Source organism: Azorhizobium sp. AG788 (assembly GCF_004364705.1).
Lineage (GTDB): Bacteria > Pseudomonadota > Alphaproteobacteria > Rhizobiales > Xanthobacteraceae > Azorhizobium > Azorhizobium caulinodans.
Window position 1 is genome coordinate 185,155 of record NZ_SOBM01000004.1, and the last position, 15,952, is coordinate 201,106.

At 67.5% G+C, this 15,952-nt stretch carries 16 protein-coding genes; 13 read left to right on the top strand and 3 right to left on the bottom strand.

Annotation, left to right across the window (positions count from 1 at the left end):
- The first annotated feature begins 130 nt into the window (after nucleotides 1-130).
- From DFO45_RS11610 to DFO45_RS11625, 4 genes are read left to right on the top strand one after another with little or no spacing between them, the layout of a single operon-like run.
- Nucleotides 131-1,810, top strand: a complete 1,680-nt coding sequence (locus DFO45_RS11610; RefSeq protein WP_245518039.1) for a glycosyltransferase family 39 protein — start codon at nucleotides 131-133, stop codon at nucleotides 1,808-1,810.
- On the top strand, nucleotides 1,807-2,694 hold the full coding sequence (locus tag DFO45_RS11615) for a phosphatase PAP2 family protein (RefSeq protein ID WP_133865001.1): 888 nt from the start codon (nucleotides 1,807-1,809) through the stop codon (nucleotides 2,692-2,694). The genes DFO45_RS11610 and DFO45_RS11615 overlap by 4 nt, the downstream gene beginning before the upstream one ends.
- A 3-nt stretch (nucleotides 2,695-2,697) precedes the next feature.
- Nucleotides 2,698-3,435 carry a glycosyltransferase gene (locus DFO45_RS11620; protein WP_133865002.1) on the top strand — a complete coding sequence of 246 codons (738 nt, stop codon included), beginning with the start codon at nucleotides 2,698-2,700 and terminating at the stop codon, nucleotides 3,433-3,435.
- Between the two features lie 7 nt (nucleotides 3,436-3,442).
- Complete coding sequence (locus tag DFO45_RS11625) at nucleotides 3,443-3,778, top strand: lipid-A-disaccharide synthase N-terminal domain-containing protein (protein ID WP_012170111.1); 336 nt, start codon at nucleotides 3,443-3,445, stop codon at nucleotides 3,776-3,778.
- Nucleotides 3,779-3,826: 48 nt separating this feature from the next.
- On the opposite strand, the gene metC is transcribed toward DFO45_RS11625, so the two are convergent.
- On the bottom strand, nucleotides 3,827-5,008 hold the full coding sequence (gene metC, locus DFO45_RS11630) for a cystathionine beta-lyase (protein ID WP_133865003.1): 1,182 nt from the start codon (nucleotides 5,006-5,008) through the stop codon (nucleotides 3,827-3,829).
- A gap of 192 nt (nucleotides 5,009-5,200) precedes the next feature.
- Here metC and DFO45_RS11635 point away from each other — a divergent pair, with 192 nt between their 5' ends.
- From DFO45_RS11635 to DFO45_RS11655, 5 genes are all read left to right on the top strand, one after another.
- Nucleotides 5,201-6,211 carry an amino acid ABC transporter substrate-binding protein gene (locus DFO45_RS11635; RefSeq protein ID WP_012170113.1) on the top strand — a complete coding sequence of 337 codons (1,011 nt, stop codon included), beginning with the start codon at nucleotides 5,201-5,203 and terminating at the stop codon, nucleotides 6,209-6,211.
- A 326-nt stretch (nucleotides 6,212-6,537) separates the two neighbouring features.
- Complete coding sequence (locus tag DFO45_RS11640) at nucleotides 6,538-7,827, top strand: amino acid ABC transporter permease (protein ID WP_133865004.1); 1,290 nt, start codon at nucleotides 6,538-6,540, stop codon at nucleotides 7,825-7,827.
- A gap of 12 nt (nucleotides 7,828-7,839) precedes the next feature.
- Nucleotides 7,840-9,240: an amino acid ABC transporter permease gene (locus DFO45_RS11645; protein ID WP_245518040.1), complete on the top strand. Its 1,401-nt coding sequence runs from the start codon at nucleotides 7,840-7,842 to the stop codon at nucleotides 9,238-9,240.
- A gap of 11 nt (nucleotides 9,241-9,251) precedes the next feature.
- Entirely contained in the window at nucleotides 9,252-10,028 is a 777-nt protein-coding gene (locus tag DFO45_RS11650) for an amino acid ABC transporter ATP-binding protein (RefSeq protein WP_043879083.1), read from the top strand.
- Between the two features lie 80 nt (nucleotides 10,029-10,108).
- On the top strand, nucleotides 10,109-10,303 hold the full coding sequence (locus tag DFO45_RS11655) for a hypothetical protein (protein WP_043879084.1): 195 nt from the start codon (nucleotides 10,109-10,111) through the stop codon (nucleotides 10,301-10,303).
- A gap of 13 nt (nucleotides 10,304-10,316) precedes the next feature.
- Here DFO45_RS11655 and panC read toward each other — a convergent pair whose 3' ends face one another.
- Entirely contained in the window at nucleotides 10,317-11,171 is an 855-nt protein-coding gene (gene panC, locus DFO45_RS11660) for a pantoate--beta-alanine ligase (RefSeq protein ID WP_133865005.1), read from the bottom strand.
- A gap of 169 nt (nucleotides 11,172-11,340) precedes the next feature.
- Here panC and DFO45_RS11665 point away from each other — a divergent pair, with 169 nt between their 5' ends.
- Together DFO45_RS11665 and DFO45_RS11670 are read left to right on the top strand one after the other, a co-directional pair.
- Nucleotides 11,341-12,054 (top strand): VWA domain-containing protein, encoded by a 714-nt coding sequence (locus tag DFO45_RS11665; RefSeq protein ID WP_133865006.1) that lies wholly within the window; start codon nucleotides 11,341-11,343, stop codon nucleotides 12,052-12,054.
- A 29-nt stretch (nucleotides 12,055-12,083) separates the two neighbouring features.
- Nucleotides 12,084-12,803 (top strand): DnaJ domain-containing protein, encoded by a 720-nt coding sequence (locus tag DFO45_RS11670; RefSeq protein WP_012170119.1) that lies wholly within the window; start codon nucleotides 12,084-12,086, stop codon nucleotides 12,801-12,803.
- Between the two features lie 13 nt (nucleotides 12,804-12,816).
- Here DFO45_RS11670 and DFO45_RS11675 read toward each other — a convergent pair whose 3' ends face one another.
- Nucleotides 12,817-14,520 (bottom strand): serine hydrolase, encoded by a 1,704-nt coding sequence (locus DFO45_RS11675; RefSeq protein ID WP_133865007.1) that lies wholly within the window; start codon nucleotides 14,518-14,520, stop codon nucleotides 12,817-12,819.
- A 293-nt stretch (nucleotides 14,521-14,813) separates the two neighbouring features.
- Here DFO45_RS11675 and DFO45_RS11680 point away from each other — a divergent pair, with 293 nt between their 5' ends.
- Both DFO45_RS11680 and clpS read left to right on the top strand, forming a co-directional pair.
- On the top strand, nucleotides 14,814-15,143 hold the full coding sequence (locus DFO45_RS11680) for a phasin family protein (protein WP_012170121.1): 330 nt from the start codon (nucleotides 14,814-14,816) through the stop codon (nucleotides 15,141-15,143).
- Between the two features lie 355 nt (nucleotides 15,144-15,498).
- Entirely contained in the window at nucleotides 15,499-15,864 is a 366-nt protein-coding gene (clpS, locus tag DFO45_RS11685; RefSeq protein ID WP_208299780.1) for an ATP-dependent Clp protease adapter ClpS, read from the top strand.
- Nucleotides 15,865-15,952 lie beyond the last annotated feature (88 nt).

Sequence of the window (15,952 nt, forward strand, 5' to 3'; positions counted from 1 at the left end):
CGCCACCTTTGCACGGCCTTTGCCGGCCCGGCGTTTCTGCTATTGTCCGCGCCGAATTCGACCTGGGTCCGCATCACGCATGGCTATCACCGCACCGGCGTCCACGACGCGCCGGCCTTTGGCATTGGAATTGGCGCATCGGCTGTCCCGCGGCTTTGATGCCGCCGCCGGCAGCCATGTGCGCGCCTGCGCGCTGCTTCTCATCGTGGCCCTCGTGGCCTTCCTGCCCGGCCTTGCCTCCATCTCGCCCATTGACCGGGACGAGGCGCGCTTTGCGCAGGCCAGCAAGCAGATGCTGGAGAGCGGCAATTACGTGGACATCCGCTTCAAGGAGGATGTCCGCTACAAGAAGCCGGTCGGCATCCACTGGCTGCAGGTGGCCAGCGTCTCCGTCGGCGAGGCTCTCGTCGGCCCCTCGGCCCGCACTACCATCGTCTTCTACCGCATCCCCTCGCTGCTCGGCGCCATCGGCGCGGTGCTGCTCACCTACTGGACGGCGCTCGCCTTTGTGGGCCGGCGCGGAGCGCTGCTCGCCGGGCTGATGATGGCTGGCTGCGTGCTGCTGGGCATCGAGGCGCGTCTCGCCAAGACCGATGCGGTGCTGCTCTTCACCGTGCTCGCCTCCATGGGCGTGCTGGCCCGCTCGTGGATGGCGGCCCCCGACGTGAAGCGTGTGTCGTTTGGCCTGTCCGCGATCTTCTGGACCGGCCTTGCCGGCGGCATCCTCATCAAGGGGCCGATGGCGCCGCTCTTCGTGGGCCTGCCCATCGTCGTGCTCGCCATCATGGAGCGCTCGGGCCGGATCTTCACCCGTTTGCGGCCGCTGCCCGGCATCCTGTGGTGCCTGCTGCTGGTGCTGCCGTGGTTCGTGGCCATCTATTACGTCACCAACGGCCAATTCTATAAGCTCGCCGTGGGCGTCGACATGCTCGGCAAGGTGACTGAAGGGCAGGAAGGCCACTGGGCCCCGCCCGGCACCTATCTTCTGGCCATCTGGGGCACCTTCTGGCCGTCCATCGTTCTGGCGGTGATGGCGCTGCCCTTCGCGTGGCGGATGCGCCGCGAGCGGGCAGTGCGCTTCCTGCTGGCCTGGATCGTGCCGACCTGGATCGTGTTCGAGATCACCGCCACCAAGTTGCCGCACTATGTGCTGCCGCTCTATCCGGCCCTCGCCATCCTGACGGCCCTTGCCTTCGAGCGCGGCAGCCTCTCGGCCGGGCGGCGCCTCGCGCCGCTCGTGTGGCTGTGGCCGGTCATGGGCACCCTGCTGGTGGGCGCGCTGGTGTTCGGCTTCGTCATGCTTGGGCAGGGGCTGGCGCTGCTGGCATGGCCCTTCATGGCGCTGGCCCTCGTTCTGCTGGTCTTCGCCGCCCGCGTTCTGCCGGAGGCGGGTCCGCAGCCGGCCTTCCTCATCGCGGTCGCCGGCGCGCTGGCACTCTACATCGGCGTCTTCCAGGGGCTGATGCCGCAACTGCGCGGCGTGTGGATCTCCGAGCGCCTCGCCGCCATCGCCCGCGACAGCGGCTGCCCGGCGGACCGTATCGCTACCGTGCCCTATCAGGAGCCGAGCCTCGCCTTCCTCGCCGGCACCAATATCCGCTTCACCGGACCGGATGGCGCGGCCGACCTGATGAAGGAAGGCGGCTGCGCGCTCGCCTTCATCGGCAAGCCCATGCTGCCCTTCTTCGAGGCACGGTCGAAGGCCATTGGCGTCGAACCGAAGCTGCTCGAGCGGGTCGACGGCTTTGCCTATAACGGCGGGCGGATGCAGGAGATTTCCGTCTTCCGGGCACCGGAGCGCACCCCGTGAGCGAGACGGCCGCGACGCCCCCGCAGCCTTCGCACTGGCAGGAGGAGGTGCGCGCGACGCTCCACGGCGTCGGCGCGGCATGGCAGATGCTGCGCACCCGCAAGGTGCGCACGCCGCTGCCCCGCGTGCCCATGGACCAGACGGTGGAACTGCTCTGCCTGTTCCTGCTGGCCTGCGGCGTCGTCGCGGGGACAATGGTTCTCGTCGACCCACTGGTGCTCGGCCTGCGCGCCCGCCTGCCTCTGGAACTCGTGCGCGTGTTCGAGCGCGTCACGGACCTCGGCCTCGGCTCGGTGGTGCTCATTCCGCTCGGTGTCGCCTTCCTGGTGCTGCTCGCCACCCTGCGCCGGTTCGATCCGCTCTACCGGCGGGTGGCCGCCGCGGTGGTGGCCCGGCTGGGCTTCCTCATCCTGAGCGTCACCGGCGTCTCGCTGTTCGTGCTGGTGGTGAAATATGCCCTTGGCCGGGCGCGGCCTAGCCTCGCCATGACGCTGCCGGGCCCGCACCCCCACCTCACCTTCGAGTTCTTCCGCCTGAAGGCCAGCTACGCCAGCTTTCCCTCCGGCCATTCGGCGGTGGTCTTCTCCTTCGCGGTGGCGCTGGCCCTGCTGTTCCCGAAGGCCCGCTGGTGGCTGATCGGGCTCGCGGTTCTGGTTGCAACTTCCCGCGTGGTGCTGGGCTCGCACTATCCCAGCGACGTGCTCGCCAGCGCGGCGCTCTCCACCGCCTTCGTCTTCTTCATGGCCAAGGTGTTCGCGGCCCGCCGCCTCGTCTTCGCCGTGGCGGCCGACGGCACCATCCGCCCGAAGCCCGGCCCGTCCATGCGGCGCCTGCTCGCCCTGTTTTCTCCCGCCCACCGTACCAACGGTTCGAAAGAGGCCTGATCCGTGACCTCCACCCTCGCCGGCGATGCCGGCACGCCGCGCCTGTCCGTCGTCATCGCCGTCAAGAACGAGGCGGGCAATGTCACGCCGCTGATCGAGGAGATCGACGCGGCGTTCAAGGAGCCGTTCGAGTTGATCTTCGTAAACGACGGCTCCACCGACAGCACGCCGCAGGAGCTGGCAGCGGCCGCGCGCACGCGCCCCTACATGCGGGTCATCACCCACGCCAATTCCTGTGGAAAGTCGGCGGGCATGGATACCGGCGCGCGCCGCGCGCGGGGCGACATCCTCATCATGCTGGACGGCGACGGCCAGAACAATCCGACCTATCTGCCCCAGATGGTGCGGGTGCTGGACGAGGGCGGACCGCGCGTCGGCATGGTCCAGGGCGAGCGGCAGGGACGCAAGGATACGGCCTTCAAGCGCTTCCAGTCCCGCACCGCCAACCGCGTGCGCCGCGCCTTGCTGAACGACGACACCCGCGATACGGGATGCGGCCTGAAGGTGGTGCGCCGTCACATCTATGTCGCGCTGCCCATGTTCGACGGGCTCCACCGTTTCACGCCCGCGTTGGTGAAGCGCGAGGGATATGAGATCCGCACGCTGCCGGTGGTGGATCGGGCCCGGTGGCACGGTGTGTCCAACTACGGCTTCTGGAACCGTCTCTGGGTCGGCATCGCCGATCTTCTGGGTGTCTGGTGGCTGATCCGACGGCGGCGGGTGCCGCAGGTCGTGGAGTGAGAGCGAGATGCTGCTGGTCCAGCTGGTGCAGTCGGTCGGCGACTATCTGCACGACGTGTTCGTGACCCAATTCGACGGTTGGGTGGTCCTCGGTTTCGTGGCGCAGGTGATGTTCACCGGCCGCTTCGTGGTGCAGTGGATCGCCAGCGAACGGGCCGGCCGCTCGGTGCTGCCCTTCGCCTTCTGGACCTTCTCCCTCGGTGGCGGGACGCTGCTGCTGATCTACGCCATCTACCGGCGCGACCCGGTCTTCATCGCCGGCCAGGCGCTCTCCACCTTCATCTACATCCGCAACCTGCAGTTCGCGATCCGCGAGCGGCGCGCCAACCGCGCGACCACCTGATACGGAGCGCGGCCGCCGCCCGGCCGGACCGGACGGCGGCGCAAGGCATCACGCGGCGGCGGCCATCTTCTCCAGCGCCTGCTTGAGATCAGCGATGATGTCCGCCGGCTCTTCGAGGCCGATGTGGAGCCGCACGGCCGGGCCTTCCGCCTGCCACGTGGTGGCGGTGCGGTAGCTCGAGCAGTCGAAGGGGATGGCGAGGCATTCGAAGCCGCCCCAGGAATAGCCCATGCCGAACAGCTTCAGGCTGTCGAAAAAGGTGGCCACCGCCGCCTCGGGCACCGGCTTCAGGATCAGGCTGAACAGGCCGCACGCGCCGGTGAAATCCCGCTTCCAGATCGCGTGGCCGGGATGGCTCTCCAGCGCCGGATGCAGGACCCGCGAGACATAAGGCGAAGCTTCCAGCCAGCGCGCCACCTCAAGGCCCGAGGCCTGATGCCGGGCGAGGCGGACGGCGAGCGTGCGCAGGCCGCGCAGGCCGAGCGCCGCATCGTCCGGGCTGATGCAGATGCCCATGTCGCCATGGGTGGCGATGAGGCCCTTCCACGCATCGCCCTTGGCCGAGACGGTGCCGAGGTTGAGGTCCGCATGGCCGCCCAGATATTTCGTGCCGGCCTGGATCGAGAGGTCGATGCCGAAGGCGTGCGGCTTGAAGAAGAGCGGCGTCGCCCAGGTGTTGTCGATGAGGGTGGTGATGCCGCGGGCCTTCGCCACCGCCACGATGGCCGGGATGTCCTGCATCTCGAAGCTCTGGGAGCCGGGGGATTCCAGGAAGATGGCGCGGGTGTTCGGGCGGATGAGGTCGGCGATGCCGGCGCCTACGAGCGGGTCGTAATAGGTGGTCTCCACCCCCATGCGCTTCAGTACGCGGGTACAGAACTGGCGGGTGGGATTGTAGGCCGTGTCCACCATCAGCAGATGGTCGCCGGCCCCAACCACCGAGAGTAGGGCGACAGAGATGGCAGACAGGCCCGACGGCGTGAGCACGGTGCCGTCGCCGCCTTCCAGGGCCGTCACGGCATTCTGAAGCGCCTCGGAGGTCGGATTGCCGCGCCGGCCGTAGCTGTAGCGGCCGGTATGGCCGACGAGATCCTTGTAGGTCGGCGAGAGCACGGTGGAGCCACGCACCACGGGCGGATTGACGAAGCCGTCAAAGCGGAAGGGGTCGAGCCCCAGATGGACCACACGGGTCCCGGGCGCGAGGGCGTCGTCGTCGCCGGCATGACTCATGAAAAATTCTCCCATTTGCCTATAACGGCACCGTGCGCAATGTCGCGCCACCTATTGACCAAGACGGTGCGAGTGTTTGAGATGGGGTGAATAGACGCCGGGGAAACGGGCGTCTATTCCGTCCTGGCGGGGCGGGGACCGAGTTGGCCAACATAATCCCCATCAGGGGGGCCATCAGAGAAGGGACCATCCGTGAAACGCATCCTCATCGCCGTGGCAGGTGTTCTTGCCCTGACCGCGGGCGCAGCTAAAGCCGGCACCCTCGATGACGTGAAGGCCCGCGGCGCGCTCAACTGCGGCGTCAGCCAGGGCCTTCCGGGCTTCTCCAGCCCCGACGACAAGGGCAATTGGAAGGGCCTGGACGTTGATTTCTGCCGCGCCGTCGCGGCCGCCATCTTCAATGATCCCAACAAGGTCCGCTTCACGCCCCTCTCGGCGAAGGACCGCTTCACCGCGCTCCAGTCCGGCGCCATCGACCTGCTGTCGCGCAACACCACCTGGACCATGTCCCGCGATACCACGCTCGGCTTCAACTTCGCCGGCGTGATGTATTATGACGGCCAGGGCTTCATCGTCCGCAAGTCGCTGAACATCAAGTCGGCGAAGGAACTCAACGGCGCGTCCATCTGCGTGCAGGCCGGCACCACCACCGAGCTCAACCTCGGCGACTTCTTCCGTGCCAACAACATGAAGTATGAAGTCATCACCTTCTCGACCGAAGACGAGACCGTGAAGGCTTATGAATCCGGCCGCTGCGACAGCTTCACCTCCGACCAGTCGCAGATCTATGCCATCAAGCTCAAGCTCACGAATGCGGCGGACCATGTGGTTCTGCCGGAGCTGATCTCCAAGGAGCCGCTCGGCCCGCTCGTGCGCCACGGCGACGACCAGTGGTTCGACCTGGTGAAGTGGACCTATTACGCGCTGCTGAATTCCGAGGAACTCGGCGTCTCGCAGAAGACCCTCGACCAGTCGATGACCTCCACCAATCCGGAGATCAAGCGCCTCCTCGGCACCGACGGCAAGTTCGGCGAGGGCATCGGCCTCACCAACGACTGGGTGGTCCGCATCATCAAGGCCGTGGGCAATTACGGCGAGATCTTCGACCGCAACGTCGGCACCGGCTCGCCGCTCGGCATCGACCGCGGCGAGAACAAGCTCTGGAACAAGGGCGGCCTCCAGTACGGCATGCCCATCCGCTGACGCGCACGCGGTGCCCGGCGACAGGCCGGGCACCGCCCTTATGCCAGAGCCGGCGTGACGGGGAGGGAGGGCCTCGTCCATCGCGGCGGCACTTCCAGCCGGACAGCCCGCCGGCACCGGCCATTCCGGCCGGCCGGGCGCGATCCGCGCAGCTTCTTCTTTGACATCACCGGATCCGTGCACCCGCACGGGAGGTCCAAAGGGCCATCAGAGCCCAGGACCCACGAGCCCGTCCCCGGGAGGCCTGCCTCCGCGGGAGAGGGTTTGCAATCCAAAGACGGTCACGTGCCGAAGGCGCGGTCCGATCCACTTATTCGAGGGGTAACATGACAGACGCTAGCCTGCGTGGGGGGGAGCCCACCCGTCGCTGGTCGTGGACCGATCCCAAGGTCCGATCCCTGGTTCTGCAGGTGCTGCTCGGCCTCTTCCTGATCTGGATGGCCTGGTCGATCATCGCCAATGCGCAAGCCAACCTTGCCCGCCAGGGCATCGCTTCCGGATTCGGCTTCCTCGACAATTCCGCCGGCTTCGGCATCACGCAGACGCTGATCCCCTATGGGGAAAGCGACAGCTACGGCCGCGCCTTCCTGGTGGGCCTGCTCAACACGCTGCTGGTGGCTGTCCTCGGAATTATCCTCTCCACGATCATCGGCTTCCTGATGGGCGTGGCGCGTCTGTCCAACAACGTCGTCATCAAGGGGCTCTCCACCGCTTATGTGGAGATCACCCGCAACCTGCCCCCGCTGTTCCAGATCATGTTCTGGTACATCGCCGTGCTTGCCGCCTTGCCGGGGCCGCGCCAGAGCATCGGCTTCGGCCTCCAGCCGCTGCTGAACGTGCTCGGTGACGGCCTGAACGCGGTGGGCCTTGCCTCCGTGGGCGCCAGCCTCAAGGCGCTCGCCGGCGGGGTTAGTTCGCCCGGCGTGTTCCTCAACAACCGCGGCCTCGTCATCCCGCGCGCCATCTTCGGCGAGGGCGCGCAGTTCGTGTTCTGGGCCTTCGTGGTCGCGCTCGTGCTGGTGTTCGTGCTCGGTCGCTGGGCCAAGCGCCGCCGCGAGGCGACGGGGCAGCAGTTCCCGGTCTTCTGGACGTCGCTTGCGCTTCTCATCGGCCTGCCGTTCCTCACCGGCGCGGCGCTGGGCTTTCCGGTGACATTCGAGAAGCCCGAGCTGCGCGGCTTCAACTTCGCCGGCGGCCTCCGCGTCATTCCCGAACTCGTCTCGCTGCTCCTGGCCCTGTCCATCTACACCGCCGGCTTCATCGCCGAGACGGTGCGCAGCGGCATCCTCGCGGTGTCGAAGGGACAGACGGAAGCGGCCCACTCGCTGGGCCTCAAGGGCGGGCTGACCATGCGCCTCGTGGTCATTCCGCAGGCCATGCGCGTCATCATCCCCCAGCTGACCAGCCAGTATCTGAACCTGACCAAGAACTCGACGCTGGGCGTCGCGGTGGGCTACCCGGACCTCTTCTCCGTGTTCGCCGGCACCACGCTGAACCAGACCGGCCAGGCCATCGAAATCATTGCCATCACCATGGCCGTCTATCTGACGATCTCGGTCGTCACGACGCTGATCATGGACTGGTACAACCGGCGCGTTGCGCTGATTGAACGCTGAGGAGCCACGGTCATGGATGCCAATGCTCCCGCTTCCGCGCCGGTTTCCGGCTTCGTCGCCCCGGCCATGAAGGCCCCCGAGCCGCCGCCGGTTTCCGCCCGCGGCCCGGTCGCCTGGGTGCGCGCGCACCTGCTCGGCTCGCCGCTCCAGATCCTGCTCACACTCTTCGGCCTGTGGGTGGTGTGGCTGGCGGTGCCCCCGCTCATCCGCTTCTTCCTCATCGACGCGGTCTATACGGGCGACAACCGCAACGCCTGCCTGCCCGATGTGGTGGGCCGGCCGGTGGGGGCCTGCTGGCCCTTCATCGCCGCCAAGTGGAACCAGATCGTCTATGGCTTCTATCCGGAAGCCGAGCGCTGGCGGGTGAACCTCGTCTATGCGCTGGCGGTCATCCTGCTGGTGCCGCTGCTGCTCCAGAAGGTGCCCTACAAGCGGCTCAACGCGCTGCTGTTCTTCGGCGTCTTCCCGGTAGTGGCCTTCGTGCTGCTCACCGGCGGCCACCTGTCGCTGAACACCTTCATCCTGAGCTGGGTCGGCCTCGGCGGCGTGTTCACCGCCATCGGCAAGGCCGTCGGCCTGCCCAGCGGTTTCTGGCCCGACTATGTGGTCTCGGCGCTGCTGGTTTCGGCCATCGTCGGTGCGGTCGCGCCGCTGCTTGCGGGCTCGCGCCGCTCCGCCTTCCGGGCCACGCTCGTGGTCTTCGCGGTGCTCGGCTTGGTGCTGGCGGCGGTCAACATCAACTTCGGCCTCGAATGGGTGGAGACCCGCCAGTGGGGCGGCATGATGGTGACCCTGGTGATCGCGGTCACCGGCATCATTGCCTCCCTGCCGCTCGGCATCCTGCTGGCGCTGGGCCGGCGCTCCAAGATGCCGCTGATGCACATCGCGTCCACGCTCTTCATCGAGTTCTGGCGCGGCGTGCCGCTGGTGACGGTGCTGTTCTTCGCCACCTACATGCTGCCGCTGTTCCTGCCCGGCCGCTTCACCATCGACGGGCTGCTGCGCGCGCTGGTGGGCGTCGCGCTCTTTGCGTCCGCCTATATGGCGGAGGTGGTGCGCGGCGGCCTGCAGGCGATCCCCAAGGGCCAGTATGAGGGCGCCATGGCGCTCGGCCTGCCGGGCACGCTGATGATGCGCCTCGTGGTGCTGCCGCAGGCGTTGAAGCTGGTCATCCCCGGCATCGTCAACACCTTCATCGCGCTGTTCAAGGACACGACGCTGGTGCTGATCGTCTCGATCTTCGACCTGCTCGGCGTGCTGCGCGCGGCCTTCACCGATCCGTCCTGGGCGACGCCCACGACCCTCTACACGGGCTTCGGCTTTGCCGGCCTGTTCTACTTCATCTTCTGCTTCGGCATGTCCCGTTACTCGCTGGCGCTGGAGAAGCGCCTCGACCGCAACCATCGTCATTGAGGCCAGACCCCATGAGCGCTGATCCCATCATCGCCGCCACCGAGGCCAAGGCACCCGCCATCGCCATCGAACTCGTCAATGTCAGCAAATGGTATGGCCAGTTCCACGTGCTGCGGGACATCAACCTCACCGTGAAGCGCGGCGAGCGCATCGTGATCTGCGGGCCCTCGGGCTCCGGCAAGTCGACGATGATCCGCTGCATCAACCGCCTGGAGGAGCACCAGCGCGGCCAGATCATCGTCGACGGCATCGAGCTGACCAACGACCTCAAGCGCATCGACGAGGTGCGCCGCGAGGTGGGCATGGTGTTCCAGCACTTCAACCTGTTCCCGCACCTCACCATCCTTGAGAACTGCATCCTCGCCCCGACCTGGGTGCGCAAGATGCCGCGCAAGGAGGCGGAGGACCTCGCCATGCACTTCCTGGCGAAGGTCAAGATCCCGGAGCAGGCGAACAAGTATCCGGGGCAGCTCTCGGGCGGCCAGCAGCAGCGCGTGGCGATCGCCCGCGCGCTGTGCATGAAGCCGCGCATCATGCTGTTCGACGAGCCCACCTCCGCTCTCGACCCCGAGATGGTGAAGGAAGTGCTGGAGACCATGGTGAGCCTCGCCGAGGACGGCATGACCATGCTGTGCGTGACCCACGAAATGGGCTTCGCGCGTCAGGTGGCCGACCGGGTGATCTTCATGGACGCCGGCCAGATCATCGAGATGAACGAGCCGGACGCCTTCTTCTCGAACCCGCAGCACGAGCGCACCAGGCTTTTCCTCTCGCAAATCCTGCACTGAGACGGCATCCCGCGCCGGGCGCCGGGATCAAACCGCGCGCCCGCGCGTTGGCATGGCAGAACCCCAAGGAGGAGGCTGTCATGCAGGAGCCGACGGAACGGCGCGAGGAGCGCGAATTCTACGCGGGCGAAGGCACGGGCATTGCCGGCGAGCCGGTGAAGCCGCAGGCACAGGCCAAGCAGGGCATCGGCTCGGGCCGCGTGCTCACGGTTCTGGCCTGCGGCATCGCTCTCGTGGTGATCGGCTTCGCCGTCTCTTATCTAGGTGCGGTCTGAGCGTGTCCGCTGCTCAGACGCCGATATTGTCGATGAGGCGGGTGGTGCCGAGCCACGCCGCCACCAGCAGTCGCACCGGCTCGCCCGGCACCGCGAGCGGCGCCAGCGTCTCGGCATTGCGCGCGGCCACGTAATCCACCTTGAGGCCGGTTCGGGCGATGGTCGCCTCGGCCTCGGCTGCGGCCGTATCCGGCACCGCGCCTGCTTTGATGGCGATGGCAGCCGTGGTGAGCGCGCGGTGGATGATCGGCGCAATCGCCCGTTCCTCGGGCGTCAGATAGCGGTTGCGGGAGGAGAGGGCGAGGCCGTCGCTTTCGCGCACCGTCGGACCCGGCACGATGCGCACCGGCAGGTCGAGATCCCGCGCCATCTGCGTCACGACGCGCAACTGCTGATAATCCTTCTCACCGAACACGGCGACGTCGGCGGCTGTCTGGAGCAGCAGCTTCGCCACCACGATGGCGACGCCCGAGAAGAAGTGCGGGCGGAAGTCGCTCTCCAGCCCCTGCGCCGGCCCTGCGATGCTGATGCCGGTGGAGAAGCCCGCCGGATACATGGCCTCGCGCCCCGGCGCATAGACGAGGTCGCAGCCGGCTTGGGCGAGTTTGTCCACATCCGCATCAAAGGTGCGCGGATAGCGGGAGAAATCCTCATTGGGGGCGAACTGGGTCGGATTGACAAAGATGGACACCACCACCCGGTCAGCCAGGGTCTGCGCCTGTTTCACCAGCGCAATATGGCCCTCGTGCAGGGCGCCCATGGTGGGCACGAAGCCGAGCGTCTCGCCCGCGCGGCGATAGTCCGCCACCGCGCTGCGCAGCTCCGCCACCGTACCGACGATCTTCGGCGCCTTGCCCGCCTCGGCCATCCTCTGTCTCCCCACAATCTCGTCTTGCCCCGCGCCGAGGCGGGGCGCGCGACCCTAACGGCCCCGGGCTCTGGAGGAAAGCGCACAGGGCCGCATCCTCTGGGCCTTGGTGATCGCGGGGGCACCGCCTATTTTGCGGCCATGACCATCGTGCCGCCGCGTCCCCACAATGCCTGACGATCCTGCCCTTCCGGCCGGCGCACCGTCGGCGCCTGGAGAGATCGAGGCGTTCCTGCGCAAGGCCGGGGAGACCGCGCCGCCGCGTCCGCAGGCCGGGCAGGGAAGGCTCGCCTTCGCGCTCGACGCCACCGCCTCTCGCCAGCCCACTTGGGATCTCGCCTGCGGCCTCCAGGCGGAGATGTTCTCGGTCGCGGCCGGGCTCGGCGGGCTGGAGGTGCAGCTTGTCTATTATCGGGGCGCCAGCGAGTGTCGGGCCTCCGGATACGTGAGCGACGCGGCGCGGCTGGCCACGCTCATGGGTCGCATCTCCTGTGCCGGCGGACGCACGCAGATCGGCCGCGTGCTGCGGCATCTGGAAACTGAAGCCGGACGCTCGGGCCTGCGCGCCGCCGTTTTCGTGGGCGACGCGCTCGAGGAGCCGGCGGCCGGATTGCTGGAAGCGGCCGGGCGGCTCGGGCTGATGGGGCTGCGCCTGTTCGTGTTCCAGGAGGGGCGGGATGCTTCCGTGGAGCGGGTCTTCCGCGAAATGGCAGGCCTCACGGGCGGGGCGTGGTGCCGCTTCGATGCATCCGCGCCCGGCGAGCTCGCGACCCTGCTCAAGGCCGTCGCCGCTTATGCGGCCGGCGGTCAGGCGGCCCTGCTGGCCTCGCCCGAGGCCGGTGCCCGTCGTGTTCTCGCCGCCATGCCGCGTCAGCGCGGATGAGCGGCATCGCCTTTTCTCAGGAGCCCTGAATGGCAAGCGTTCTGGCGGGTCTCGCGCTGCTCGGCGTCGGACTTTACGTGCTGAAACTCTGGACGGGCATGGACGCCAAGACGCTCTCGCGCTTCGTCATGCGCACGGGGGCCTGGCTCGCACTCACGGGCGCTGTGGGAGCGCTGGTGACGGGCCGGATCGGCGCGGCCATTCCGCTGGCGGTGGTGGGGCTGGCCCTGCTTGGCCGCGTCAGCCCCAACGGGGACTGGAAATCGGCGCTCGGCGGACTGTTCGGCGGCGGGGCGGCCCGTGTGTCACGGGTGCGTTCGGCCATGCTGGAAATGGCGCTCGATCACCGCAGCGGTACCCTCACAGGGCGCATCATCGCGGGACCCTTGGCCGGCACCGAACTCGATTCGCTCGACCTGCCGGCCCTGCTGTCGCTCCGGACGACGCTCGATCCGCAGTCGCTGGGCCTAATCGAAGCTTATCTCGACCGCCGGGCGCCCGCCTGGCGTGAACACGTTCAGGGTGATGCGGGTCGGGGGAATATGGGCGGTGGCCGACCTGTCGACACCGCGATGTCGGAAGAGGAGGCCTATCAGGTTCTTGGTCTTGAGCCCGGAGCCGACGAGGCGGCGGTTCGGGCGGCCCACCGGACCCTGATGAAGAAACTCCATCCCGACCAGGGGGGCTCGGACTATCTGGCTTCGCGGGTCAACCAGGCCAAGGACGTGATCCTGCGCCGACATCGCTGAGGACTCCCTCACATCAGTTCCGAAGAGTCATGCAGTCGAATTTGTTGCGCTCGAGTAAACGGCAGGCCTCTTTCGCATCCTTTTCCGTGAGACCGGCAAAGCGGGCGCGGTAAATGTCGCTCCGGCCCTTCTCCACCTTCTCCGTGTAGGGATCGGCGCTCTTGAGCAGCTTGCCGGCCTTGCCGCGGGCGGCGTCGAGCTGGGAGCGGGCTTCCTTCTCACCGCCGAAGGCGCCGATCTGGATGATCCAGCCCGAGCGGGGCGGCGCGCTGCGCGGCGTCGCGACAGGTCCCGTGGAGGCGACGCGGACAGGCTTGGGAGCGGGCGTGGTGGCGCTCGCCACCGTGGCGGCCGGAAGGGCGACGGGAGCGGCCGAGGCGGTGCGCACGCCATGGGCGACCGGCGAGGTCTCACGCTCCGGGGGCGGGCCCATCAGCAGGTCGCCGGGAGGAGATTCCATGTCGGACTGGGCGGCGGCGGCGGACTGGGCGGGCAGATAGCCCAGCGTTCCGGAGGGCTGGCCGCTGAAGGTGGGCGCCGGCATCTGGTTGCTGCCGGGACGGGCGATGGTCGTGGTCCGCACGGCCACCGGCTTGATGGGCTCGGCGGAGCCCGGCGTCGGGGTGCGCACCGGCGCGACACTGGCGGTGGTCACCGGATCGGCGGCGGCATAGGCGACGCGCTGCGGCGGCGGCAGCGGGGCCACGGCCTGCGCGGGCTCGCTCTGGCGGGCCGCGACCGGAATGGGCATGGGGCGCGGCGCCGGCTCGTCGTCGCGCTGGGCGGTCTCGATGACCTTCGGCGCCACGCGGCCTCCCGCATAGGCGCGCGGCAGGTTGGAGGTGAGGATGCTGGCCATGCGCTGGTCGCGCGAGCTGGCGCTGGAGCCGCCGAGCACCACGCCCACGAGGAAGCGGTCGTCGCGGTGCAGCGAGGTCACCAGATTGAAGCCGGAAGCGTTGGTGTAGCCGGTCTTGATGCCGTCCACGCCTTCCATGCGGAGCATCAGGCGGTTGTGGTTGCCGATGGTCTCGCCGCGATACACGAAGGCGCGGGTGGAGAAGTAGCGATACTCCCGCGGGAAGCGGTCCTGGATCGCCCGGCCGAGGATGGAGAGGTCGCGCGCGGTGGTGACCTGGCCGGGGTTGGGCAGGCCCGAGGCATTGCGGAAGGTGGTGTTGTTCATGCCGAGCGCGCGCGCCTTGCGCGTCATCATCTCGGCGAAGTTGGATTCCGTGCCGCCGATGGCTTCGCCGATGACCACGGCCGCGTCATTGGCCGAGCGGGTGACGACCGCCTTGATGGCGTCCTCCACCTCGATGGTGGAGCCCGGACGCAGGTTGAGCTTGGTGGGCGACTGGGACGCCGCATGGGCGGAGACGGGCAGGTCGCTGTCGAGCTTGAGCCGGCCGGCCTGAAGCTGCTCGAACAGCATGTAGAGGGTCATGATCTTGGTGAGGGAGGCAGGATGCCGCAGGGAGTCGGCATTCTCCTCGTAAAGCACCTTGCCCGTGTTGCCATCCACCACGATGGCCGCCGTGCCGCGCTTCCAGCCGGCATATTCATCGCCGCCCGAGGAGCGGGAGGACGAGGACTGCGCGGCGCTCCGCGACTTCTTCGGCTTCGCCTCGGCTGCTGTTGCCGTCACCGCAAGGGCCGCCACGAGGGCAGCCGCAAGCCACTTTCGGGTGAGAGAGGGGCCGAGCGCAAGGGTCATGAAACTGTTCCATCTGCCCGGCCGGGGCGGAGGACCCGGCTGGTGGTGCATTGCGGTAAAGCTCAAGCTGGATGTGTCGCGGGAGCCAGCGAGCCCGTACCGCAGGAATGAACTCTGGATGCAGCCTAAGAACGTGCGGTTACCAAGGCGTAAACCCGACATTGCATGCCATATTGTGCAATGCACAAAAATGCTTGACGGTTATGGTGCGTTGCACGATATTTGGGCTGCGGGAGGTAGCGCCGACGACACCCGCTCATGCGTCAGTCGGCAAAAATGGATGGAGACACCCGATGGTTCAGGGACCCGTGGATTTCCAGAAGTTCGGCAAGGAAAACCTGGATCTGGCGATGACCAGCTTCGGTGCCGTGTCGAAGAGCGCGCAGGCGATCGCCGTCGAGCTCGCGGACTACACCAAGACCTCGTTCGAGACGAGCACTGCCACTCTCGAGAAGCTGCTGGGCGCCAAGACGCTCGAGCAGGCGGTCGAGATCCAGCAGGGCTTTCTGAAGTCCTCCTACGAGGCGCTGGTCGCCGAGACCTCCAAGCTCGGTGAGCTCTATGCGGACCTCGCCAAGGAAGCCTACAAGCCCTACGAAGCGGCCTTCTCCAAGGCTGTCTGATCCGAACGACATGAGGTTCCGCGACGCGGCGTCCGCTCACCTGTGAGAGCGGCGCGGATGCGGAACCCCTATTGCCCCGGGCGCGCCGTCGCACGGTCCTGCCGAAGTCGCGGGGCTGCGACCGGCTTGGCCCGGTTGCCCGCCCTCGTCGCGCGCCTTTCGGCGTCAAGCTGTGCGCGGGCTTGCATGACTGCCGCCTGAGGGCGTGCCGGCGCACAATTCCATCCTTGCCTGCTCTGGCGCTTCGGGGCTCTGCTTCCTATTATTCTGTCTGCGCTGAAGGTGGCCGCACGGGCCGTGCCTGCCGGACAGGGCGCAGAAGCCGATGATGACAGGGCAAGAGATGGTTTCAGACATGTCGGTCGTCCGGGCGCCGCAGCCGCGGGCTGCCGGGGATGACGACAAGCAGCGCCGGGGTCCGGGCGGACCCGGGACAGCCGTGATCACGCGCACCAAGCCGCAGGTGAAACGGCCCAATCTCTATCGCGTTCTGCTGCTGAACGACGACTACACCCCCATGGATTTCGTGGTGCACGTGCTCGAGCGCTTCTTTTCCAAGAGCCGCGAGGAAGCCAACACCATCATGCTGCACGTCCACCACCATGGTGTGGGCGAGTGCGGCGTCTACACCTACGAAGTGGCCGAGACCAAGGTCACGCAGGTCATGGATTTTGCCCGCAAACATCAGCATCCGCTGCAGTGCGTGATGGAAAAAAAGTGAGCGCGCATCCCTGATTATCTCCATTGCGGTGCATCACGAGGCCGCGCGTGGATGTATTGGGGGGTTGCGCAGCGGGGAGGTCGGTACG